The following is a 20,066-nucleotide window of genomic DNA, read 5'->3' on the forward strand; positions in this document are numbered from 1 at the left end:
CGCTCAGGCGCGGCCCCGCAGCGCCGCCGCCAGGGAACGCCGCGCCCATGCCAGCGCCAGCTCGGGGTCCTCGAACAGCGCTTCCGGTGCCTGATGATAGGAAAGTCTCACCACTTTGCCCCGGCGCAGATACGCGAAGGGTTCTAGCCCTTCGCGTTCGAAATCCGCCACGTTTTCCGTATCCGTCTTGAGGTACAGGGTCTCGTCGGTCACCAGGGCAAACATCACCCCGTCGTGATAGATGCCGTGCCCGCCGAACATCCGGCGCGCGCTGATGGACCCCAGCAGCGCAAAGACATCCTGCAGATACTCCGTGTACTCGCTCATCGTGCCCCCGCAATTTGGACACCAGCGACGGGTCATCCCATCGTCATCGCCAACCACTTCGCATGATAGGCCCCGGGCGTGATGCCCATCACCCGCCGGAACTCATGGGTGAAATGTGCCTGGTCGGCAAAGCCCGTGCGGTAAGCAATATCGGTCATCGACGCCTCCATGTCCGACTTCACCAGCTCACGCGCATAGCCGATCCGCTGCAGGCGGCTGAACTGCTTGGGAGTGAAACCCACCTGGGTACTGAACAGGCGTTCCAACTGGCGCTGGCCGATGCCGCTGTGCGCCATCAACCGCGACAGCGGCAGAGTTCCGCGATGCCGCTCGATCATGCCCAGCAGTTGAGCCAGGTCGGGATGATGCCACGTCCGGCAGTGGCCCAGCCGCCGCAACAGGCTCGCCTCGATCAGGGCGATACGCTCGTCCGTTCCCCGCACCTCGGCCATGCGCTCCTGCAACGCCTCGAACGTCTGCAAGGATCTGGGCAACAGCGACAGGTCACGGTGGCCGCCCAGCTCCGGCAACGGCATGCCGAAGAAGGGATAGCCGTGCCCGGGATGGAAGCGGATACCGAAGGCCTCAAGCGGCCCGATGAACTCGACTCGTGCGCTGCGCATGGCCGGCCCGCAGACGAGGGTAGCCATCTCCATCGCCTCGCCGTCGAGAGCCAACGCGCCGGCCAGGGTGAAGATGAGGCCGCTGCCGGCATCCGGATGCATGAAGCGGGGCGGGCTGGCATCGCCTTCATGGCACAGGTGCCAATAGCACTGCACGTGAGGGGCGAGCGCCGGGCTGGGGCGGTAGGTGTGAAAAGCGACCATCGCATGGCGTCCACGAGCGTCGATGCCGCATCTTATCGGGCGATGTCGATTTTTTACAATGGCTCGACCGCCGACAGGGGGTAGTTTGCCTCTCGTTCCCACAAGACAAGGAGACGAGCCATGCAACTGAACTATCCGTCGGAAGCCCCGGGCGCCTTGCGCGCCATGGCCGGGCTGGAGCACTACGTCAAGGCCGAACGGTCGCTGGATGCCAGCCTGCTGCACCTGATCAAGATACGCGTCTCCCAGCTCAACCGCTGCGCATTCTGCATCGACATGCACACTCAGGATGCCCGACTGGCCGGAGAAGCCGAGCAGCGCCTGTATGCTCTCAGCGCCTGGCGCGACACCCCCTTCTTCCAGGAGAGCGAACGGGCCGTCCTGGCATGGGCCGAAGCCACCACCCAGCTGGCCCAAGCGGACCTCGACGACGGCCTGTTGGCGGAACTGCGTCGGCACTTCAGCGACAAGCAGATCGTGGATTTGACCATGGCGATCGTGGCCATCAACGGCTGGAACCGCCTGAGCGTCGGCTTCGGTGCCGAAGCCGGCAGCTATACGCCGGGCCAGTTCGACGCCGCGCGCTGAGAGTTCGGATCAGGCGGCGGCCGGCGCCCGTGGCCGTCGCCGCGAGAACGAGCGTTGAAAACACTAGCCGGCCTCTCATTCCCAAGGACTACCCTCAATAAGACTTTGACGATAAAGCGGCACTCGTTCGCCGCATGACATCATGGACCGGCGCGACGCCAGGCATCCCAAGTGGCCTGACGTAGCGCCCTGAAAAGGGGAAGCAGGATGACCGAGATCGCCTACGCCAAGATCCACCCGGCCATCGGCATTGCCAGGGTCGGCAATTCACGGGACGTCGATGGCTTTACCATCGGCCCCCAGGTCATCGATCCCCCGCCCCAGGAGCCCGGCCACTACCGGGACGCCAGCGGCGCCCTCAAGCGCGAAGTGGCCGAATTCCGTCTCTACGGCTACGACGGCAACGGCCAGGTGGTTCGAGAGCTGACCATGGATGCCGACACCCGCATCGCCTGGACGGTGGAGCTGGCCAACCACAAGGCGGCCTGGTACGACTTCCATCTCGCCCTGGACATCCCGGAAGCGGCATCGGCACCGCCTTCGCAGCGCCGCAACCACGAGGTACCGACCTCGGAGCGCCACCTGCTGTCCATCACGCCCGACCCCCGCCGCATCGAGATCCCCTCCGGCCGCGGCCCGGAGTTCCAGTTCACCGGCGGCTCCTTCATGGGTATCGAAGTGCCGCTGGGCGAGCTGCGTACCGATGACGCCGGCCGCCTGCGGGTCTTCGGCGGCCAGGGCCAGTCCGCCTCCTACCGCGGGGAGCCACCCACCACCTTCGCCAACAACGACGGCTGGTACGACGACACCGGCGACGGGCCGGTGACGGCCGAGGTGCAGGTAAACGGCCGCGCCATCGAGGTCGTGCCGGCCTGGGTGGTGGTGGCGCCGCCCAACTACGGTCCCCAGCAGAAGGCGGTGCGGACCATGTACGCGCTGATGACAGACCTGGCGATCAAGGCCGGCCAACTGCCGACGACCGCCCGCCCCTCGTTCAGCGACGACATCCTGCCGATCCTCAAGGCCATGTGCGACCTGCAGTGGATGAACGCCGGCTTTGCCGCCGGCTTCGGCTACGGCATGCCCCAGCACTTCCTGGAGCCGCGCTATCTCGAGCAGTTGGCAGCGCCGGGCGATACCTATGCCGAACTGCGGCGCAGCGTGGCCAACGGCTTTCGCAATCCCCGGGACGGCGACATCTCACAGAAGCCATGGCCGTGGATCTACGGCGATGCCATGGACGTCCCGATGCCGCGCGTGGCCGACGCCATGAACGCCCTGACCACCACCCAGCTGGCGATGCTGGACAAGTGGGTGGCCGGCGACTTCGACGCCGACTACGACCCCCATCGGGTGTCACCGAGCGGCATTGATGAGGTGCCGGTCGCGCAGCAGCCTGCCATGCTCGACCGCGCGGCCCTGGAGTTCTGCATCGCCGATGCCTTCCACCCCGGCTGCGAAATGACCTGGCCGGTGCGCCACAGCAGCATGTACCTGGAACCCTACCGCTGGCGCCACCGCGCTGCCGAAAACCCGGAGCCGGACTACGGCACGACCCTGACGCCCGAACAGGCGCTGTCCTACGACGGCCCGCTGTACGGCCAGTCGCCAGGCTCCATCACCCGCTGGATGGCGATTCCCTGGCAGACCGACACCGCCAGCTGCCGCTCCGGCTACGACGCCGCATACGACCCTTATCTGCCCACCTTCTGGCCGGCCCGGGTGCCCAACCAGGTACTGAGCGAACAGAACTACCGCCGGGTCATGGACGATTCGCTGCCGCGGGAGGAACGCCTGGCCGCCTACCACCAGCGCGCCGACTGGGACCGCACCCTCGGCGTCGGCAAGAAGACCCAGCTGGCCAACATGGTGGCTCACTTCGATGACATGGGCATCGTCGAGGTGCGGCCGGGGCCGACCGACGACCCCGACTTCCCGTCGCACATGCAGGTCGAGGATCGGGGCGGGCACGACCTGACGCCCGAGGAGCGCCGGCACACCGACGAGGGCATGCGCGAACTGCTGATCGCCCGGCGGCGCGAACGGTGAGCGGCGACCGGCAAGCCTGGGACGCGGTGATCGTCGGCGGCGGCCCCGCGGGCCTGGCGCTCGCCACCCTGCTGCGACCGCATCGGCGGGTGCTGGTGCTGGAGCGCCGCGACAATCCGCCGGCATCGCCGCCCATCGGCGAGTCGCTGCCAGGGGCCGCTGCCGTTCTGCTGCAGCGCCTCGGCGTTCTGGCCACCTTTCGGGACGCGGGACACCGGGAGCGAGGCGCCGCGGTCTCCGTGTGGGACATCGACTGCCCGGTCTGGCGCGACGCCATCGTCGACCCCGCCGGCCCAGGCTGGTACCTGGATCGTCGAGCCTTCGAGCAGATGCTGCAGCAACAGGCGTTGGACGTCGGCGTAACGCTACGTCAGGGCTCGCCTGTCTCGAACGTGGCCCATCGACGTGGCGAGTGGCAGTTGGAGACGCCCCTGGGCGAGGTCCGGGCGCCCGTGCTGGTGGACGCCACCGGCCGCCGCGGCAGCCTGGCCCGACAGCTGGGCCTTTCACGCCACGATGGTCCCCCGCTGCTGTGCCTTTACGGCTTCCTGGAACGCCCTCCCGAGAGCCGCGACAACACCATGCGCGTGCAGGCCGATGCCCACGGTTGGTGGTATACCGTGCCCCTTCCCGGGGGGCGCCGCGTGCTGGCCTGTCACCTGGACCTCGATGACCCCTTGCACCACCGCCTCAGGCATCCCGAGGCTTTCCTGGCCACGGCCCGGCAGCACGCCTTGCTGGCGGAGGCACTGCAAGGCGCCGACGCCCCCGAGCGCATTCGCGGCCGACCGGCCGGCACCTCGCTGCTGGACGTGGCACAACTGCCAAGGGCGGGGCCGGGATTCCTGGCCGTCGGCGACGCACTGCTGGCCTTCGACCCGCTGGCCTCCCAGGGGCTCTTCCACGCCCTGGCCTCGGCCGCCAGCGCGGCCCGAGCGATCGAGAGCGGCCTGCACCGCTCACTCGGTGCCTACCAGCAGGAGATGCAGGCAGTTGCCCAGCGCTACCTGCAGCACCTCCGCGCCAGCTATCAGGGACCCAAACGCTTCTCCCGGGAGCCCTTCTGGCAACGGCGGTGCATGGCGCCGGCGGGTCGCCGAGTCTCGTAGGACCGTACTCCCTCCTGGTCCGCTATCCTGAGCGTCTCGAGTGAAGATTTCCGGCGGCAACGGCCATCATGCATATCGGCATCCTTACCATGACCTTCGCCCTGCCCGGCTGCACCTCGCTCAAGGAGAAACGCCAGCGAATGGGCGGCCTGCACGAGCGCTTCGGGCGCAGCCCCACGGTGGCGGTCTGCGAGAGCGGCGAGCGCAACAGCCTGACCACCAGCGAATGGACCTTCGTGGTCGCGGGCCACTCGGTGCCGGAGGTCGAATCGCTGTGCAGCGAGATCGAGGACAGGCTGCAGCGCGGCGTGGACGGCCGGGTCACCGAGGCGATACGCGAGATTCTGTAGCGTTCAGGCGTCGGTCACGACGCCTGCAGGGCGCGTTCTTCCTTGCGGTGCTGCAGCGGCGAGATGCCGAAATAGCGCTTGTAGTCGCGGCTGAACTGGGAAACGCTGCGATACCCTACCGCCTCGGCGGCCTGATTGACGTTGCTGGCCTCCTGCACGAGCAGTTGCTGGGCCTTGATCAGGCGCAGGCGCTTCAAATACTGCAGCGGCGATGCCTGGGCGATCTGCTTGAAGTGCTGGTGAAAGGTCGAGGGACTCATGTTGGCCTGGCGAGCCATTTCCTCCACCGAGACCTCCTCCGCGTAATGGGCATGCAGCCGCGACAGCACCTGGACGATCCGTGAGTAGTGGCCCTGATGTTGCACCAGGGCGCGCAGCGCCGAGCCCTGCTGGCCCTTCAGCGCCTCGAACACCACGTCGCGCACGCGCAGCGCTCCCATGGCGGCGGTCTCGGCAGGGTCGTGCAGCGTCTGCAGCAGCCGCACCACGGCGCCCTGCATGCCGTCGGTCATCGACACCGATGCCATGGGCACGGGCGTCTCCCCCTCCTCGTCCCGCTCCCCCATGGCCGTTACCAGCTCGCCCAGCAGCGCCGGGTCAAGACGAATCGACACGCCCAATAGCGGCGACTCGAGCGAGGCATGGGTCTCGCACTCGAAGGGCAACGGCAGCGTCTGCACCAGATACTGCCCGGGGCCGTAATGGATCTCGCGGTCGCCGAGATGGCCGATCTTGTAGCCCTGGGCAACGATGATCAGGCTCGGCTCATACATCAGCGGCGTGCGGGCCACGTGGCGACGCACCGCCATCAACGTGACCGACGACAGCGGCGTCGGCGTATAGCCGTCACGCTCGACCAAGGGCGCGATCAACTCGATCAAGGGACGTGCACTGGCGTTCGAGGCTTGCATCCTGGGCTCCTTTTCTGGAGGCTGCCATCATACGATCATGATGATTTAAGCGTCATAAAAGTCAAAATCACAACAAATATCGCAGGAACAGGCAAAAACGACGGAGAAACATCGGTCCCCAGCAGTCCCTTGCCCCGCCATAATGTCGCCATCCTCACGCGAGGTCACCGCGTTCGACACGACAGGCCCCGGCCACACGCGGGCCGCTCCCTCGCCACCGAACGCCGTGTGATGTTCCCCGACATTGGAGACCGATCCATGAAGACCCGACTGACCCTGTCCGCCCTGCTCCTGTCCACCCTGTCCCTGACTGCCCAGGCCGACAATGCCGCCGAGCGCGCCCTGCAGCTCAACCAGGCGCCGCTGGCACCGCTGAACCAGCAGGCGGAGGCAACGGAGCGACCCACCGTGAGCGCCCATTTCGGCGGCGGTAGCGCGGCAATGCAGAAAGCCAGTGCCGCCCTGAAGGCCCGCAGCGTCGAGACCCGCTTCGCGGTCCACGACGACGCCCTCGAGCCGGCCCGGCATGCCACCAGCTGAACCGGCGCAGGTCGTCGCCTGGTATTTCGCGGCGATTCCACAGCCGGCCGATTATGACGATTTACCGGACATCATGCGCAGGTCGCCGCCGAGCTTTCGGAGGAATGCGCAAAAACGCCGGAGAAACGACGGTCCATGACCGCGTCCCGGCTTCCCATAATGTCCGCGTATCCCTACCCCCTCATACCGAGAGGAGTCTCGTTTCATGAGCCAAGCCCATTCCTATGCGGCCCACGCCGCCGACCAGCCACTGGCCCCCTACACCTTCGAGCGTCGCGAGCCACGCGCGGACGACGTCGCCATCGAGATCCTCTACTGCGGCGTCTGCCACAGCGACCTGCACTATGCGCAGAACGACTGGGGGGCCACCGAATACCCGATCGTCCCGGGCCACGAGATCGTCGGCCGCGTCACCGCCGTGGGCAGCGACGTCAGCCAGTTCCGGGTCGGCGATGTCGTCGGCGTGGGCTGCATGGTCGATTCCTGCCGCCACTGCCATCCCTGCGAGGACGGCCACGAGCAGTACTGCCTGAACGGCTTCACCCCGACCTATGGCGCCCCGGATCGCCAGGACGGCGTGTTCACCCAGGGCGGCTACTCCGACAAGATCGTGGTCAACGAGCACTTCGTGCTGCGCATGCCGGAAGGCATCGACCTGGCCTCCGCCGCGCCGATCCTGTGCGCCGGCATCACCACCTACTCGCCGCTCAAGCACTACGGTGTGAAGGCCGGCGACAAGGTCGGCGTGATCGGCATGGGCGGCCTCGGCCACATGGGCGTCAAGCTGGCCAAGGCGCTGGGCGCCGAGGTCACCGTGTTCACCCGCTCCGAGGCCAAGATCGAGGAAGCCCGTCGCCACGGCGCTCATCACGTCGTCGTCTCCACCGACGAGGAGCAGATGGCCGCGGTCGCCGAGACCTACGACTTCATGCTCGACACCGTGCCGGTGCAGCACGATATCAACCCGTACCTCGGCGCCCTGAAGTACGACGGCACCCACATCCTGGTCGGCCTGCTCGAGCCTATCGAACCGGCCGTGCAGGCCTTCAACCTGGTGTTCAAGCGCCGCGTGCTGGCCGGCTCGCTGATCGGCGGCATCGAAGAGACCCAGGAGCTGCTCGACTTCTGCGCCGAGCACGACATCCGCTGCGACGTCGAGATGATCGACATCCAGGACATCAACACCGCCTTCGAGCGCATGCAGAAGAGCGACGTGCGCTACCGCTTCGTCATCGACATGGCCTCGCTCAAGGACTGATGTCCTCATCCCCTCGACCGCCGGCCGCCCTCCTGGGCGGCCGGCGGCGTCGCGGACCCGGTTCATTGGCCGTCCATCACCTGCATGACGTAGGCTGTGAACCGCACGAATCTCGCCACCCTCCATCAGGAGAGCACGACATGCAGTCACGCTACTTCACCATCCACGCCCACCCGGAAGGCACGCCGGAACGCGAGCTGTTCGCGCTGGAAACCGCCGAGCTGCCGGCGCTGGCCGAGGGCGAGGTGCGGGTGCGCAACACCTGGCTGTCGGTGGACCCCTACATGCGCGGCCGCATGAGCGGCGTCACCACCTACATCGACCCCTTCGAGCTGGGCGCGCCGCTGCAAGGCGCGGCCATCGGCGAGGTCATCGAATCCCGCGCTGAGGCCTTCCCCACAGGCACCCGGGTGCGCCACATGGGCGGCTGGCGGGACATCGCCCAATTGCCGGCCGAGCAGCTCGAACACCTGCCCGACTTCGATGTGCCGGAACAGGCCTACCTGGGCGTGCTGGGCATGCCGGGCATGACCGCCTGGGCCGGCCTCAACCGCATTGCCGAGATGCAGGAAGGCGACAACGTGCTGGTCAGCGGCGCCGCCGGCGCCGTAGGCTCGCTGGCCGTGCAGCTGGCCAAGGCCAAGGGCGGCACCGTGGTCGGCATCGCCGGCTCGCAGGACAAGCTCGACTGGCTAGAGTCGCTCGGCGTCAAGGCGGTCAGCTACAAGGATCGCGATGCCGACGAGCTCACCGCGGCGCTACGGGAAGCCTGTCCCGAGGGCTTCGACGTCTACTACGAGAACGTCGGCGGTATCTGTCTGGAAGCCGCGCTGAACACCCTGCGGGTCGGGGCGCGCATCGCTGTGTGCGGGATGATCGCCCGCTACAACGAGGCCACTCCCAGCGCCGGTCCCGACAACCTGGCGATGCTGCTGATCCGTCGTGCCCGCATGGAAGGCTTCATCGTCTTCGACCACTGGGCCCACTACCCGCAGTTCCTCGAGGAGGTCGGCCCGCAGGTCGAAAGCGGCCGCCTCGACGACGACGAGACCGTGGAAGACGGCCTGGAACGCACCCCGGACGCCTTCCTCAAGCTGTTCGAGGGCGCCAACCGCGGCAAGATGCTGGTTCGCCTGTGAACCGACCCGACCGGGAAGCTAGCCCGGACGTGCTGGCGGTGATCATGGCCGCCGGCGCTTCGCGGCGCTTCGGCGCCGCGGACAAGCGTCTGGCCCGGCTGCCGTCGGGCCAGACGCTGCTGGCCGCCACGGTGGCCAGGGCCGTCGGCGCGTTTGCACACCTGCGCGTGGTGCTTCGCGACGAGGACGATCCCGTCGCCCTGGGGCTCGCCCCGGATACGCCGCTGATCCGTGCGCCCCATGCCGGCGACGGGCTCGGCGCCAGCCTCGCCGACGCCTTCGCCGCCCTGGCGAAGGACGATGCCCTGGCCGAGTTCGAGGCCGCCGCGGTGCTGCTCGGCGATATGCCGGCCCTGGCCGACGAGACGCTGAAGCGGCTGCTGGATCACGCCGCCAGAGAGCGCATCGTGCGCCCCCGCCACGCCGGCCGCCCCGGGCATCCGGTGCTGTTCGGCCGCGCCTACTGGAGCGAACTCGCCAGTCTCGGCGGCGACGAAGGCGCACGCCGCGTGATCGCCCGCCACCGAGGCCACTGCCTCGAGCTTGCGATGGGCGATCCCGGCATCCACCTGGACATCGACATCGCCTCGGACCTGGCAGCCCTGCCTCGAGGCTTAGCGTGAAAAAGGCCATCCAGCCAAACCGCTGGCCGAGGTGGCGGCTACACTGCCCCGAGTGAGCGCCCAACAACACAAGGAGAACGACCGTGACGACCCTGACCATCAATGGGCAGACCCACGAGGTCGACGCCCCGGACAACATGCCCTTGCTGTGGGCCATCCGCGATCTCGTCGGCTTCACCGGCACCAAGTACGGCTGCGGTCGCGGCCTGTGCGGCGCCTGCACCGTGCACCTGGACGGCCAGGCCACGCGCAGCTGCATCACCCCGCTTTCCGCCGTGGGTGATCGCGAGATCACCACCATCGAGGCGATCGCCGACGACCCCACCGGGGCCAGCGTGCAGCAGGCCTGGCGCGAGCTCGACGTGGTCCAGTGCGGCTACTGCCAGTCCGGCCAGATCATGTCGGCCACCGCGCTGCTGCAGGGCAACCCGGCGCCGGACGACAGCGCCATCGACGGCGCCATGAGCGGCAACATCTGCCGCTGCGCCACCTATGTACGGATACGCGCCGCCATCCATCAGGCGGCGGCATCGCTCGGCCAGGAGGTGTCCTGATGCACGTCTTGAAACAGCAAGCACAGTCCCGGGCCGCGGCCGCGCTGTCCACGGTCAACGTCAGCCGCCGCGGTTTCATGAAGGGCTCCGCCGGGCTCGCCCTGGGGCTCTACATGGCGCCCCTGCTGGGCAGCAAAGGCAGCGCCCGGGCGGACGGCGACAACGGCGAGTTCGCCCCCAACGCCTTCGTGCGCGTCACGCCGGATGGCGAGGTGGTGGTGATCGCCAAGCACATCGAGATGGGCCAGGGCACCTACACCGGCCTGGCGACCCTGGTCGCCGAGGAGCTGGACGCCGACTGGCAGAGGGTCCGCGTCGAGGGTGCCCCGGCCGACACCCAACGCTACCAGAACCTGATGTTCGGCATTCAAGGCACCGGCGGCAGCACCTCGATCGCCAACTCCTTCGAACAGATGCGCAAGGCCGGTGCCACGGCGCGCGCCATGCTGGTGGCGGCCGCCGCCGAGCGGCTCGACGTCCCCGCGGACAGCCTGAGCGTCAGCCACAGCAAGGTCGTTCACGAAGGTTCTGGCCGCGAGCTCGACTTCGGCGAGCTGGCCGAGGCCGCCGCCGACCTCCCGGTACCCGACGAGGTCACGCTGAAATCCCCCGAGCAGTTCACGCTGATCGGCAAGCAGCACCTGATGCGCCAGGATAGCCCGGCCAAGACCGACGGCAGCGCGCGATTCACCCAGGACATCCAGCTCGATGGCATGCTGATCGCCGTGCCGGCGCATCCCCCGCGCTTCGGTAGCCGACTGGCCAGCGTCGACGACGCCGAGGCGCTCAAGGTGCCGGGCGTGGTCGCCAGCGTGCGCTTCCCTTCCCCGACCCGCGGCGGTGACCTGGTCGCCGTGCTGGCGAGCAACACCTGGGCCGCCATCCAGGGACGCGATGCCCTGACGCTGGAGTGGGACGACAGCGACGCCTTCACCATGGGCAGCGAGGCCCTCGAGGCAGATTACCGCGAGCGAGCCGGCAAGCCTGGCGAGACGGTCACCGATCGCGGCGACGCCGCCTCGGCGCTGGAGGCCGCGGACCAGGTGATCGAGGCCGACTATGTGGTGCCCTACCTGGCCCACGCGGCCATGGAGCCGCTCAACTGCGTAGTGGAACTCGGCGACGATCGCTGCACCATCCACAACGGCGAGCAGTGGCAGACCATGGACCAGCAGCAGGTGGCGCAGCTGCTCGGCCTGTCGCCTGAAAAGGTCATCATTCACCAGCTCTATGCCGGCGGCAGCTTCGGCCGGCGGGCCAACCCGATCAGCGACTACGTGCTGGAAGCCGTGGCGATCGCCAAGGCCGCCCGCGACCAGGGCAACGACGCGCCGGTCAAGATGGCCTGGACCCGCGAGGACGACACCCGCGGCGGCCACTATCGTCCCTTCAACTATCATCGCGCCCGCCTGGCCCTGGACGCCGACGGCAACCTGACCGCCTGGCACCAGCGCCTGGTCGGCCAGTCGATCATGACCGGCACGCCGATGGAATCGATGATGGTCAAGGACGGCATCGACCCCACCTCCGTGGAGGGGGCCGCCGATCTGGCCTACGCCGTGCCGGCGCTCAACGTCGAGCTGCATACGCCAAAGGACATCGGCGTGCCGGTGCAGTGGTGGCGCTCCGTGGGCCACACCCACACCGCCTTCTCCACCGAGAGCCTGATCGACGAGGCCGCCGTGGCGGCGGGCCAGGATCCCTACCAGTATCGCCGCGAGCGGCTCGGCGAAAACCCGCGCTGGCGCGGCGTGCTCGATCTCGCGGCCGAGAAGGCCGGCTGGTCGACGCCGCTCGAGTCGAGTGCCGAGGGCGTCAAGCGTGGCCGCGGCATTGCCGTTCACCAGTCGTTCAGCAGCTACGTCGCCCAGGTCGCCGAGGTCTCGGTGGACGGCGACGGCAAGCTCAAGGTCGATCGGGTGGTGTGCGCCGTGGACTGCGGAGTGGCCGTCAATCCGGACATGATCCGCGCCCAGATGGAAGGCGGCATCGGCTTCGCCCTGGCGGCGGCGCTGCACAGCGAGCTGACCCTCGAGGACGGTCAGGTGAAGCAGTCCAACTTCCATGATTTCCAGGTGCTGCGGCTCAACGAGATGCCCGAGATCGAGGTGCACATCGTGCCATCGGCCGAGGCGCCGACCGGGGTCGGCGAGCCCGGCGTGCCGCCGCTCGCCCCGGCGGTCACCAACGCCATCCACGCCGCCACTGGCCAGCGCATTCGCCGGCTGCCGATCGGCAACCAGCTCAAGGCCTGACCGTGCGAGCGCTGGACAAGGAAGTGGTCGAGGCCGCGCGGCGCTGGCACGCCGCCGGTCACGACCTGTGGTGGTGCACGGTACTGTCGACCTTCGGCTCCGCGCCGCGCGAACCGGGCGCCCTGCTGGTCGCCCGGGCCGACGGCCGCCACGTCGGTTCGCTGTCCGGCGGCTGCGTGGAGGAAGATTTCCTGGCGCGGCTCCAGGCGGGAGACTTCCGGGCCCGCGCCCAGGTCGTCACCTACGGCAACGGTGACGATACGCTGGGCGGCAGCCGGGTGCGCCTGCCCTGCGACGGGCGTCTCGAGGTGCTCGTCGAGCACTGGCCGGTCACGGCGCGCGATGCAAGAGGCACCGTCGCCGATGAGCTCGATGCCTACGCCGAAGCCCTGCAGGGCGGTCAGTTGATGGAGCGCCGTCTTCATCTCGACGACGGGCGCAGCCGCTGGGCGCTCGCCGAGGGCATGGGCCCGGGCGTCGAACACGGAGAGCAGTCGGTCCGTATTCGCGTTGGCCCCACCGCGCGCCTGCTGGTCGCCGGCATCTCGCCGGTCAGCCAGTACTGCGTGCAGTTCGCCCAGGCGCTGGGCTTTGAGGTGGTGGTATGCGATCCACGCCCCGAGGCCTGGGAGGACTTCGAGGCCGGCGACGCCGACTGCCGGCGTGAACTGCCGAGCGAATTCCTGCGCCGCGAGGGCGCCCATCGCATGACGGCGGTCGTGGCGTTGACCCACGACCCGCGCCTGGACGACCTGACCATGCTCGAGGCCGTGCGCGGCGACGCCTTCTACATCGGCGTCATGGGCTCCCGGCGCACCTCCGAGAAGCGCGCCGAACGCCTGCGGCGCAGCGGCGGCATCGACGAGGCGGCGCTCGCGCGCATCCGCATGCCGATCGGCCTGGACCTGGGCAGCAAGACGCCGGCAGAGATCGCCCTGGCAACGGTGGGCGATGTGGTCAGGGTCATGCGCGGACGCTGAGGCCAGCGTCTTCCCCTCCCACACGACGATGCCCCGCCGAAGCGGGGCATCGTCGTATCGCTGAAAGGGCCTTGCTCAGGTAGTGGCATCCTTGGCCGGTGCCAGACTGTCGTCGGAGGCAGTGAAGCGAGTCTCGGCGCTGTGGCTCAGCAGGGCGGCGCGGGCCTGCTGCATGGCGGCACTGCCGCCCTGGATCTGGTTGGCTTCAACGGCATGTGCTGCGCCCGGGGCCTGCTGGCTCAGGGTGGACAGCGACTCCTGATGCAGTTGCAGGGCACGCTCGGCGGCGTTGTCGGCCTGAGCGGCCAGCGGCAGTGCGGCAATGAGCAGGGCGGAGAGGGTCAGCTTGGTTTTCATGGTCAGCCTCCTTGTGGCGTCGTGTGCGGGGTGTCAAACTGCTTCGCGTTTTATTTGTTAGCAGTTTAACTTTCTGCCAATACGAACAAAAGAGACTGTTTTCGGATAATAAATTCGATTTTATAGAAAAAAATTCACCAGACATCGCCCCTGTCACCCGTTATTCCACGGGTCGCCCCCGCCACAGGGGACGACCCGCGTCATGCCGGCCGTCTCATTCCCGGGGCTGATCGGGCTTGCGGGCGACGACGGTCCACGAGCTCGAGCCCATGACGATCTTGCCGCCCTGCTCGAAGGGCGCCAGGGCGCGGCGCAGGGCCGCCTCGATCTCGGGACGCTGGCGCTCGGCCTCCTCGCCAGCCTCACGGAACACCTCCCCTGCCGGCCCCAGGGCAAGCTGGAAGCGCATGGCATTCTCGACCGAATCGCCCACCTCCACCGGGCCGTCGTTGCGATCGAAGCCGATATCCACGAAGCCGGCGCTTTCCAGCTGCTGTCGTACCACCTCGGGATTGGCCATCGAAAAGGGACCGGGGCCGCAGGTCCGGGCCTCTTCCCCGGGAGGCGGCAGGAAGTCGAGCACCACCTGCCTGGGCAGCCCCAGCCAGGGGTTGTCCTCGATGTCGCGCCAGACGATGAACATCAGCTCCCCGCCGGGCTTCAACGCCTTGAAGATGTTGCGCATGGCAGGCACCGGATGCTCGAAGAACATCATGCCGAAGCGCGAGAAGCACAGGTCGAAGTCCGCCGCGAAGGGATAACGTTCCACGTCGGCGGCCTCGAAGCGCACGTTGGTGACACCAGCCTTCTCGGCGCGGCGCCGGGCGTCTTCCAGGAAGGCATCGACGCAGTCGATGCCCAGCACCTGGCCCTCGGGCCCGGTCATCCGGGCGAGCTGGATGGCGGTGTCGCCCCAGCCGCAGCCTACGTCGAGAATGCGCGAGCCAGGCGCCACCTCGAGATCCTCGAGGGGCACGCGACTGTGGAAGCTCAGGCCATTCATCAGAATGTCCTGGAAGCGGTTGAACTTGTCGGCCAGCGTGTCGTTCCAGAACTCGACGTACTCGCTGGCCGGCCGGGATGCGGAAGGAGTGCTCATGGCGGCCTCCCCTGGCGTGCCGGATGGCACGACCGAACCATGGAAACCGCGTGTCGGCAGGTGACGTCCCTATCGCCCCTGACGGCATCGCGGGGCGTGTCTCTTAGTTCTAGCAGCCTGTCGCAAATCCGGCGCCCCTTCCGGGCGGCTAGACCAGCGGCAGGCAGACATCGGTCACCAATGCGTGTTCCGGCGTCTCCGGCATCAGGTTGCGATAATGGAAGAACAGCGGAAAGTCGCGCAGTTCCTCGCCGCTTTCCGGCAGCCATTCGCGATACAGATAGTAGGCGGCCTCGTCGAGGCGATCATGGCTGCCGCGATGCCGTACCACGGCACAGCGCCCTCCGGGAATCCGCTTGTTGACGATGCCATGCTCGTTGTCCGGCACGCGGGCCGACACCGAGCCACAGATGTCGAAGCGGAATTGCGCCGGTGGCGTGGTTGCCGGGTCGTCATAGGCGATGCCGAGCGTCTCCGCGGTGGCCACGGGTGACAGGCCAGTGGCCTTGCGCCACTCGATGAAGGTCTGCGCCGAGGCATTGATCAGCGCCGGGTCACCACGGTGCTCGAGCACCGCCACCCGGGTATCCGGAAAATCGATGAGCGTGACGTCCATAGGGTGTCTCCGTTCTCGTCTGGGTAGTTGATAGGTCTGGGTCCAGGGCCGCCAGTCTGCCGCCCGGCGAAATCGAGTGGGGGTCTGGCCGAAGGCCTTCTTGAAGGCACGAGCAAACGACTCGGGGTTCTCGAAACCGGCTTCCAGTGCGATGTCCAGGATCGACGTCTCGGCCTCGAAGGCCAGGCGATAGGACGCCCGACGCAGCCGCATCAGCTGGATGTAGCGCGCCACGCTGATCCCCGCATACAGGGAGAACTGGCGATGAAAATGGTACTTCGAGAAGTTCGCGACCCGGCTCAGATGCTCCACCGTCAGCGTTTCGCCGAGGTGCTCGTCGATATGCGCGAAGACCCGATCGAAGCGCGCCGCATAGGCCGCGACCCTGCTGTCCTTCATGGCATCCCCCTGCCCTCGACACGTGGCCACTATAGCCCCGGGCATGCCCGACGAGCCTGACCGATCTTGCTCAATGCCCCCACGCCCCAGAAGCATCGGCTCTGCTCTCCTGACAGCCGCCAACGCACGGCTGCGCGCGGCGGCCGGTGGCTGGTACAGTGAAGCGATCTCGCGTACCCGGTTGTCCCCTCACCGATGGAGAGCAGGCCCCATGACTCTCAAGTGCCATCTTGAACTGCTGGCTTCCTACAACCAGTGGATGAACGCCAAGGTATACGAGGCCGCAAGCCGGCTTTCTCCAGAGGAACTCGCCCGGGACCGAGGCGCCTTCTTCGACTCTATCCTCGGCACCCTCAACCACATCGTGGTCGCCGATACCATCTGGCTCCAGCGCTTCGCGACTCACCCGGCCTGCGTCGACACGCTCCGCGAGATAGCGACGCTCCCGACACCGACGCGCCTGGATGAAGTGATCTTCCGCGACTTTCAGGATCTCTACGGCCACCGCATATGGCTGGATGAGCGCATCATCCACTGGATCGACGGACTCGAGGAGAGTGACCTGGACTGGGTGCTGGATTACCACAACGTCAAGGGCATGGCGGCCAGCCGGCGCTTTTCCAGCCTGCTCTTGCACTTCTTCAACCACCAGACCCATCATCGCGGCCAGGTGACCACCCTGCTGTCCCAGGCCGGCGAGGACGTCGGCACCACCGACCTGCTGGCACTGATTCCCGAAGAACCGGCAAGCTGACCCGACGATCGGCGAACCCGCCGCGTGTTCCATGGGGTCAGGCCAAGGACTAGTCCCTCCTGAGCGCCATTCGCGCCAGCAGCTCGGAAACATTGGCCTCGAGATCCATCTCGGGCAAGGCTTGCCGAAGGGCGACATGGCTGTCGCCGCTGAAGCGCTGGGGGTCGTCGACGGCGGCCTGGAAGGCGTTGACCACCTCGACCAGCGCCTCGGGCGTGCTGCCCACCTGCATGGCGCCGTGAACCAGCAGCGCCATGGCACCGGTGCCGCGCACCCGGCGCCAGCGCTGGGCGGTGCCGACCAGCTTGCGCCCACCGATGCGCACGTTGAAGCGACCATCGCAGTAGGCGCCGGGCACCGCGCCGAGATCGGCGTTGGCTACGCCCAGCCAGCTGAGCCAGTCGCACCAGGGATCACCGAGGCGGCGATAGCCCCACTCCAGATGCGCGGCGGAGCTGCCCACCTCGCAGCGCAACGCCAAGGCCACGTTGACCACCGCCTCGCTCTGCGGCACCGGGGTGCCACCGGTGGAACGGAACAGCAGCGGCCAGCCCCGCTCGGCCAGCCGCTCCCGCGCCTCGTCAAACCCCTCCAGTCGCTGGTGTCGATGGGGCATCACCAGGGCACGGTCATGGGGCGACCAGGCCAGCCAGCCCAGCGTCATCTCGCCACGGCACACTCGCTCGAGCAGCGCTTCTTCGGCGGCGAGCCCCTCTTCCACCGAGGGACGTTGCAGGGCCATGCTGGCGAAGTCGAGCGAATCGGTCATGAGGGTTTCCAGGACGACATGGCGTGGTTCGGTGTGGATGTTTGCAAGCATTGGAGACGGGCCGCTTGCGACCTCGCCCAGTCTAACCCCAAATTCCGGCACCCCGTCAGGCGTTGTACACCACCTCCCCCAGCTCACTCACGTCATAGCCTCCCATGGCCTCGGCCTGTGCCCGGAAGCGCGTCGTGAGGGCGAAGGCCAGTAACCGCTGCAGCGGCGGCTCGAAGTAGCTGCGCCGGCGCAGGGCCAGGTCGAAGGCCTCCTCGTGCAGCGCCACGAAGGCGAGACCCTGGCGTCGCGCGGCCGCCTCCACGCCAAGCCCGGCATCGGCCTCACCCTGGCGGATGGCCAGCGCCAGGTCGTCCTCGGAGCGCGACGGATGAACGGTGAAGGCCAGCGCCTCGGCCGACACGCCCACTCGCGCCAGCAGCCAGGCCAGCAGCCGCTGGGCGCCGGCACCGGCCTGGCGATGGGCCAGGCGCACCCCGGGCCGGGCCAGATCCTTGATACTCCCCAGGCCCAGCGGGTTGCCCGGCGCCAGCAGCAGTCCCTGGCGCCGTCGTGCCCAGCGCACCACCACCAGGTCACGCATGCCGGCAAGCCCCAGCGCCTCGGGGCGGTTGTAGCGCCCGCTGGTTGGATCGACCAGGTGCAATCCGGCCACCATGGCCTCGCCGGCCAGCAACCGGCGCACCCCGTCGCCGCTGCCGTGGCACAGGGTCGCCAGGTCGGCGCCGCTCTCGCGCAGCGCCCACTCCAGCAGCGGGTCGTGGCTGCCGGCGAGCACCGCCGGCACCGCACGCGCCCCGGGCATGTCACCCTCCAGGTGGCTCATCAACCACAGGTCGAGGCTCTGGCGGGGAAACAGCAGCTTGCCGGTGGCCCGGGTACAGGGAATCTGCCCCTGACGCACCAGGTCGTAGACCTTGCGCGGCTTGAGGCGAAGGTAGTCGGCTGCCTCTGCGGTGGTCAGGTAGTCATGGTCCGCGCTCGTCTGGTGGGACATCGGCGCTTCCTCAGCGTCGTTCTGCTGTTCCTGGCTGCATATTTTTCAGTACTCCCTGCAGTCAGCGTAGCCAAGACACATGCTGCGTGTATCGACACGGGAATGCTCCATGCCTCAGCACGACTCTGCGCTTGCTACCGCGCTGGCCTTGATTCTCGAGCGGGACCCGACCCTGCTCGGCATCGTCGGGCTGTCGCTGCAGGTGTCGCTCAGCGCGGTGATGATCGCCGCTCTGGTCGCCCTGCCGCTTGGCGCGGCCCTGGCGCTGTGGCGCTTCCCGGGGCGCGGCGTGCTGGTCGTCGCCCTCAACGCGCTGATGGGGCTGCCGCCGGTGGTCGCGGGGCTCGCGGTCTACCTGCTGCTGTCGCGGGCCGGGCCGTTGGGCGAGCTCGGCCTGCTGTTCACTCCCGGCGCCATGGTGGTGGCCCAGGTGATGCTGGTGGTGCCGATCATCGCCGCGCTGACCCGTCAGCAGGTCGAGGAGCTGCATCACGAATACCATGAGCAGCTGCGCTCCTTGGGGCTGTCCCGGGCACGCATGATCCCCACCCTGCTGTGGGACGCCCGGGTCGGCCTGCTCACCGTGGTGCTGGCCGGCTTCGGCCGAGCCAGCGCCGAGGTCGGCGCGGTGATGATCGTCGGCGGCAACATCGATGGCGTCACCCGGGTGATGACCACCGCCATCGTGCTCGAGACCAGCAAGGGCAACCTGCCCCTGGCGCTGGGGCTCGGCATCGTGCTGCTGGGGCTGGTGGCGCTGGTCAACGCAGCGGCCCACCTGCTCGGCGAGACGGCCAGGAGGCGACTCGGATGAACACCATGCTCCAGGCCGCCCGCGTCGGCATCGCCACGCTCTCATTCGAGGCCGTGAGCTTCGAGCACCGCGGCCAGCCGCTGCTCGCCGAGGTCTCGCTGCGCCTCGAGGGCTGCCGGCGCACCCTGGTGCTCGGCCCCAACGGAGCCGGCAAGAGCCTGCTGATGCGCCTGGCCCACGGCCTGCTGACGCCTAGCCGCGGCCAGGTACGCTGGGACGGGCCGCCGACCCGCCAGGCGATGGTCTTCCAGCGCCCGGTGCTGCTCAAGCGCTCGGCCAGGGACAACCTGCTCCATGCGCTGGCCGTCAAGGGCACGCCCTGGCGGCTGAGGCGTCTGCTGGCCGATGGCGCCCTGGCGCATTTCGGCCTCGCCGACCTCGCCCGGCGCCCCGCGCGGGTGCTGTCCGGCGGCGAGCAGCAGCGCCTGGCCCTGGCCCGGGCCTGGCTGCTGGCACCGGACATGCTGTTCCTCGACGAGCCGACCGCGGCACTGGACCCGGCCGCCATCCGCGCCGTCGAGGCGGCGGTCGACGACTTCCATCGCGCCGGCACGCGCATCCTGATGAGCACCCACGACCTCCACCAGGCGCGCCGCCTGGCCGATGAGGTGATCTTCCTGTGCGGCGGGCGCCTGCTCGAGCGAACCCCCGCCGAGCGGTTCTTCTCGGCCCCCGCCACGCCCGAGGCAGCGGCCTTTCTGCGCGGGGAACTGATCGGCTAGCCCATCCCGAGACACCATCA

22 protein-coding genes are annotated in these 20,066 nt (G+C 68.2%); 14 read left to right on the top strand and 8 right to left on the bottom strand.

Features of this window, described 5'->3' with window-relative positions; genetic code table 11:
- Nucleotides 1-3 precede the first annotated feature (3 nt).
- Nucleotides 4-327 (bottom strand): TfoX/Sxy family protein, encoded by a 324-nt coding sequence (locus FHR96_RS03260; RefSeq protein WP_183386226.1) that lies wholly within the window; start codon nt 325-327, stop codon nt 4-6.
- Between the two features lie 32 nt (nt 328-359).
- On the bottom strand, nt 360-1,154 hold the full coding sequence (locus FHR96_RS03265) for a helix-turn-helix domain-containing protein (protein WP_183386227.1): 795 nt from the start codon (nt 1,152-1,154) through the stop codon (nt 360-362).
- A gap of 120 nt (nt 1,155-1,274) precedes the next feature.
- Between FHR96_RS03265 and FHR96_RS03270 the strand changes: the two genes are divergently transcribed.
- From FHR96_RS03270 to FHR96_RS03285, 4 genes are all read left to right on the top strand, one after another.
- Nucleotides 1,275-1,742 carry a carboxymuconolactone decarboxylase family protein gene (locus FHR96_RS03270; protein ID WP_183386228.1) on the top strand — a complete coding sequence of 156 codons (468 nt, stop codon included), beginning with the start codon at nt 1,275-1,277 and terminating at the stop codon, nt 1,740-1,742.
- A gap of 207 nt (nt 1,743-1,949) precedes the next feature.
- Complete coding sequence (locus FHR96_RS03275; protein ID WP_183386229.1) at nt 1,950-3,791, top strand: LodA/GoxA family CTQ-dependent oxidase; 1,842 nt, start codon at nt 1,950-1,952, stop codon at nt 3,789-3,791.
- Nucleotides 3,788-4,900 (top strand): FAD-dependent monooxygenase, encoded by a 1,113-nt coding sequence (locus FHR96_RS03280; protein ID WP_183386230.1) that lies wholly within the window; start codon nt 3,788-3,790, stop codon nt 4,898-4,900. The genes FHR96_RS03275 and FHR96_RS03280 overlap by 4 nt, the downstream gene beginning before the upstream one ends.
- A gap of 68 nt (nt 4,901-4,968) precedes the next feature.
- Complete coding sequence (locus FHR96_RS03285) at nt 4,969-5,250, top strand: DUF503 domain-containing protein (protein WP_183386231.1); 282 nt, start codon at nt 4,969-4,971, stop codon at nt 5,248-5,250.
- A 14-nt stretch (nt 5,251-5,264) separates the two neighbouring features.
- On the opposite strand, the gene FHR96_RS03290 is transcribed toward FHR96_RS03285, so the two are convergent.
- Complete coding sequence (locus FHR96_RS03290; RefSeq protein ID WP_183386232.1) at nt 5,265-6,161, bottom strand: AraC family transcriptional regulator; 897 nt, start codon at nt 6,159-6,161, stop codon at nt 5,265-5,267.
- Nucleotides 6,162-6,419: 258 nt separating this feature from the next.
- On the opposite strand from FHR96_RS03290, the gene FHR96_RS03295 reads away from it, so the two are divergent.
- The 7 genes from FHR96_RS03295 (at nt 6,420) to FHR96_RS03325 (ending at nt 13,510) form a co-directional block, all read left to right on the top strand.
- Nucleotides 6,420-6,701 (top strand): hypothetical protein, encoded by a 282-nt coding sequence (locus FHR96_RS03295; RefSeq protein ID WP_183386233.1) that lies wholly within the window; start codon nt 6,420-6,422, stop codon nt 6,699-6,701.
- A gap of 205 nt (nt 6,702-6,906) precedes the next feature.
- Nucleotides 6,907-7,959 (top strand): NAD(P)-dependent alcohol dehydrogenase, encoded by a 1,053-nt coding sequence (locus tag FHR96_RS03300; RefSeq protein WP_183386234.1) that lies wholly within the window; start codon nt 6,907-6,909, stop codon nt 7,957-7,959.
- Nucleotides 7,960-8,099: 140 nt separating this feature from the next.
- Nucleotides 8,100-9,098, top strand: a complete 999-nt coding sequence (locus tag FHR96_RS03305) for an NADP-dependent oxidoreductase (RefSeq protein ID WP_183386235.1) — start codon at nt 8,100-8,102, stop codon at nt 9,096-9,098.
- Nucleotides 9,095-9,721, top strand: a complete 627-nt coding sequence (locus tag FHR96_RS03310; protein WP_343066322.1) for a nucleotidyltransferase family protein — start codon at nt 9,095-9,097, stop codon at nt 9,719-9,721. Before FHR96_RS03305 ends, FHR96_RS03310 begins: the two co-directional genes overlap by 4 nt.
- 83 nt (nt 9,722-9,804) lie before the next feature.
- Nucleotides 9,805-10,275, top strand: a complete 471-nt coding sequence (locus FHR96_RS03315; RefSeq protein ID WP_183386236.1) for a 2Fe-2S iron-sulfur cluster-binding protein — start codon at nt 9,805-9,807, stop codon at nt 10,273-10,275.
- Nucleotides 10,275-12,530, top strand: coding sequence for a xanthine dehydrogenase family protein molybdopterin-binding subunit (locus tag FHR96_RS03320; protein WP_183386237.1), 2,256 nt, complete (start codon nt 10,275-10,277; stop codon nt 12,528-12,530). Before FHR96_RS03315 ends, FHR96_RS03320 begins: the two co-directional genes overlap by 1 nt.
- A gap of 2 nt (nt 12,531-12,532) precedes the next feature.
- Nucleotides 12,533-13,510 (top strand): XdhC family protein, encoded by a 978-nt coding sequence (locus FHR96_RS03325; protein ID WP_183386238.1) that lies wholly within the window; start codon nt 12,533-12,535, stop codon nt 13,508-13,510.
- A 75-nt stretch (nt 13,511-13,585) separates the two neighbouring features.
- Here FHR96_RS03325 and FHR96_RS03330 read toward each other — a convergent pair whose 3' ends face one another.
- The 3 genes from FHR96_RS03330 to FHR96_RS03340 all read right to left on the bottom strand — a co-directional run bounded on the left by FHR96_RS03330 (nt 13,586) and on the right by FHR96_RS03340 (nt 15,981).
- Complete coding sequence (locus FHR96_RS03330) at nt 13,586-13,867, bottom strand: hypothetical protein (protein WP_183386239.1); 282 nt, start codon at nt 13,865-13,867, stop codon at nt 13,586-13,588.
- 214 nt (nt 13,868-14,081) lie between these two features.
- Nucleotides 14,082-14,966: a class I SAM-dependent methyltransferase gene (locus tag FHR96_RS03335; protein WP_183386240.1), complete on the bottom strand. Its 885-nt coding sequence runs from the start codon at nt 14,964-14,966 to the stop codon at nt 14,082-14,084.
- 148 nt (nt 14,967-15,114) lie between these two features.
- Entirely contained in the window at nt 15,115-15,981 is an 867-nt protein-coding gene (locus FHR96_RS03340; protein ID WP_183386241.1) for an AraC family transcriptional regulator, read from the bottom strand.
- Between the two features lie 211 nt (nt 15,982-16,192).
- Between FHR96_RS03340 and FHR96_RS03345 the strand changes: the two genes are divergently transcribed.
- Nucleotides 16,193-16,735 carry a DinB family protein gene (locus FHR96_RS03345; RefSeq protein WP_183386242.1) on the top strand — a complete coding sequence of 181 codons (543 nt, stop codon included), beginning with the start codon at nt 16,193-16,195 and terminating at the stop codon, nt 16,733-16,735.
- 49 nt (nt 16,736-16,784) lie between these two features.
- Here FHR96_RS03345 and FHR96_RS03350 read toward each other — a convergent pair whose 3' ends face one another.
- The gene (locus FHR96_RS03350; protein ID WP_183386243.1) at nt 16,785-17,504 is read right to left on the bottom strand and encodes a lipoate--protein ligase family protein; all 720 of its coding nucleotides are present in this window, start codon (nt 17,502-17,504) and stop codon (nt 16,785-16,787) included.
- A 106-nt stretch (nt 17,505-17,610) separates the two neighbouring features.
- Nucleotides 17,611-18,510, bottom strand: coding sequence for a helix-turn-helix transcriptional regulator (locus tag FHR96_RS03355; protein WP_183386244.1), 900 nt, complete (start codon nt 18,508-18,510; stop codon nt 17,611-17,613).
- Between the two features lie 109 nt (nt 18,511-18,619).
- Between FHR96_RS03355 and FHR96_RS03360 the strand changes: the two genes are divergently transcribed.
- On the top strand, nt 18,620-19,324 hold the full coding sequence (locus FHR96_RS03360) for an ABC transporter permease (RefSeq protein ID WP_183386245.1): 705 nt from the start codon (nt 18,620-18,622) through the stop codon (nt 19,322-19,324).
- The gene (locus tag FHR96_RS03365) at nt 19,321-20,046 is read left to right on the top strand and encodes an energy-coupling factor ABC transporter ATP-binding protein (protein ID WP_183386246.1); all 726 of its coding nucleotides are present in this window, start codon (nt 19,321-19,323) and stop codon (nt 20,044-20,046) included. The genes FHR96_RS03360 and FHR96_RS03365 overlap by 4 nt, the downstream gene beginning before the upstream one ends.
- Nucleotides 20,047-20,066 lie beyond the last annotated feature (20 nt).

The sequence above is a fragment of the Halomonas organivorans genome (assembly GCF_014192055.1).
Classification (GTDB): domain Bacteria; phylum Pseudomonadota; class Gammaproteobacteria; order Pseudomonadales; family Halomonadaceae; genus Halomonas; species Halomonas organivorans.

Bases quoted from the DNA above. Each gene is read 5' to 3' on its own strand.
- FHR96_RS03345 (WP_183386242.1), top strand. From the start codon at position 16,193: ATGACTCTCAAGTGCCATCTTGAACTGCTGGCTTCCTACAACCAGTGG.
- FHR96_RS03330 (WP_183386239.1), bottom strand. From the start codon at position 13,867: ATGAAAACCAAGCTGACCCTCTCCGCCCTGCTCATTGCCGCACTGCCG.
- FHR96_RS03260 (WP_183386226.1), bottom strand. From the start codon at position 327: ATGAGCGAGTACACGGAGTATCTGCAGGATGTCTTTGCGCTGCTGGGG.
- FHR96_RS03295 (WP_183386233.1), top strand. From the start codon at position 6,420: ATGAAGACCCGACTGACCCTGTCCGCCCTGCTCCTGTCCACCCTGTCC.
- FHR96_RS03265 (WP_183386227.1), bottom strand. From the start codon at position 1,154: ATGGTCGCTTTTCACACCTACCGCCCCAGCCCGGCGCTCGCCCCTCAC.
- FHR96_RS03365 (WP_183386246.1), top strand. From the start codon at position 19,321: ATGAACACCATGCTCCAGGCCGCCCGCGTCGGCATCGCCACGCTCTCA.
- FHR96_RS03275 (WP_183386229.1), top strand. From the start codon at position 1,950: ATGACCGAGATCGCCTACGCCAAGATCCACCCGGCCATCGGCATTGCC.
- FHR96_RS03270 (WP_183386228.1), top strand. From the start codon at position 1,275: ATGCAACTGAACTATCCGTCGGAAGCCCCGGGCGCCTTGCGCGCCATG.
- FHR96_RS03355 (WP_183386244.1), bottom strand. From the start codon at position 18,510: ATGTCCCACCAGACGAGCGCGGACCATGACTACCTGACCACCGCAGAG.
- FHR96_RS03300 (WP_183386234.1), top strand. From the start codon at position 6,907: ATGAGCCAAGCCCATTCCTATGCGGCCCACGCCGCCGACCAGCCACTG.
- FHR96_RS03320 (WP_183386237.1), top strand. From the start codon at position 10,275: ATGCACGTCTTGAAACAGCAAGCACAGTCCCGGGCCGCGGCCGCGCTG.
- FHR96_RS03305 (WP_183386235.1), top strand. From the start codon at position 8,100: ATGCAGTCACGCTACTTCACCATCCACGCCCACCCGGAAGGCACGCCG.
- FHR96_RS03350 (WP_183386243.1), bottom strand. From the start codon at position 17,504: ATGACCGATTCGCTCGACTTCGCCAGCATGGCCCTGCAACGTCCCTCG.
- FHR96_RS03360 (WP_183386245.1), top strand. From the start codon at position 18,620: ATGCCTCAGCACGACTCTGCGCTTGCTACCGCGCTGGCCTTGATTCTC.
- FHR96_RS03290 (WP_183386232.1), bottom strand. From the start codon at position 6,161: ATGCAAGCCTCGAACGCCAGTGCACGTCCCTTGATCGAGTTGATCGCG.
- FHR96_RS03340 (WP_183386241.1), bottom strand. From the start codon at position 15,981: ATGAAGGACAGCAGGGTCGCGGCCTATGCGGCGCGCTTCGATCGGGTC.
- FHR96_RS03335 (WP_183386240.1), bottom strand. From the start codon at position 14,966: ATGAGCACTCCTTCCGCATCCCGGCCGGCCAGCGAGTACGTCGAGTTC.
- FHR96_RS03285 (WP_183386231.1), top strand. From the start codon at position 4,969: ATGCATATCGGCATCCTTACCATGACCTTCGCCCTGCCCGGCTGCACC.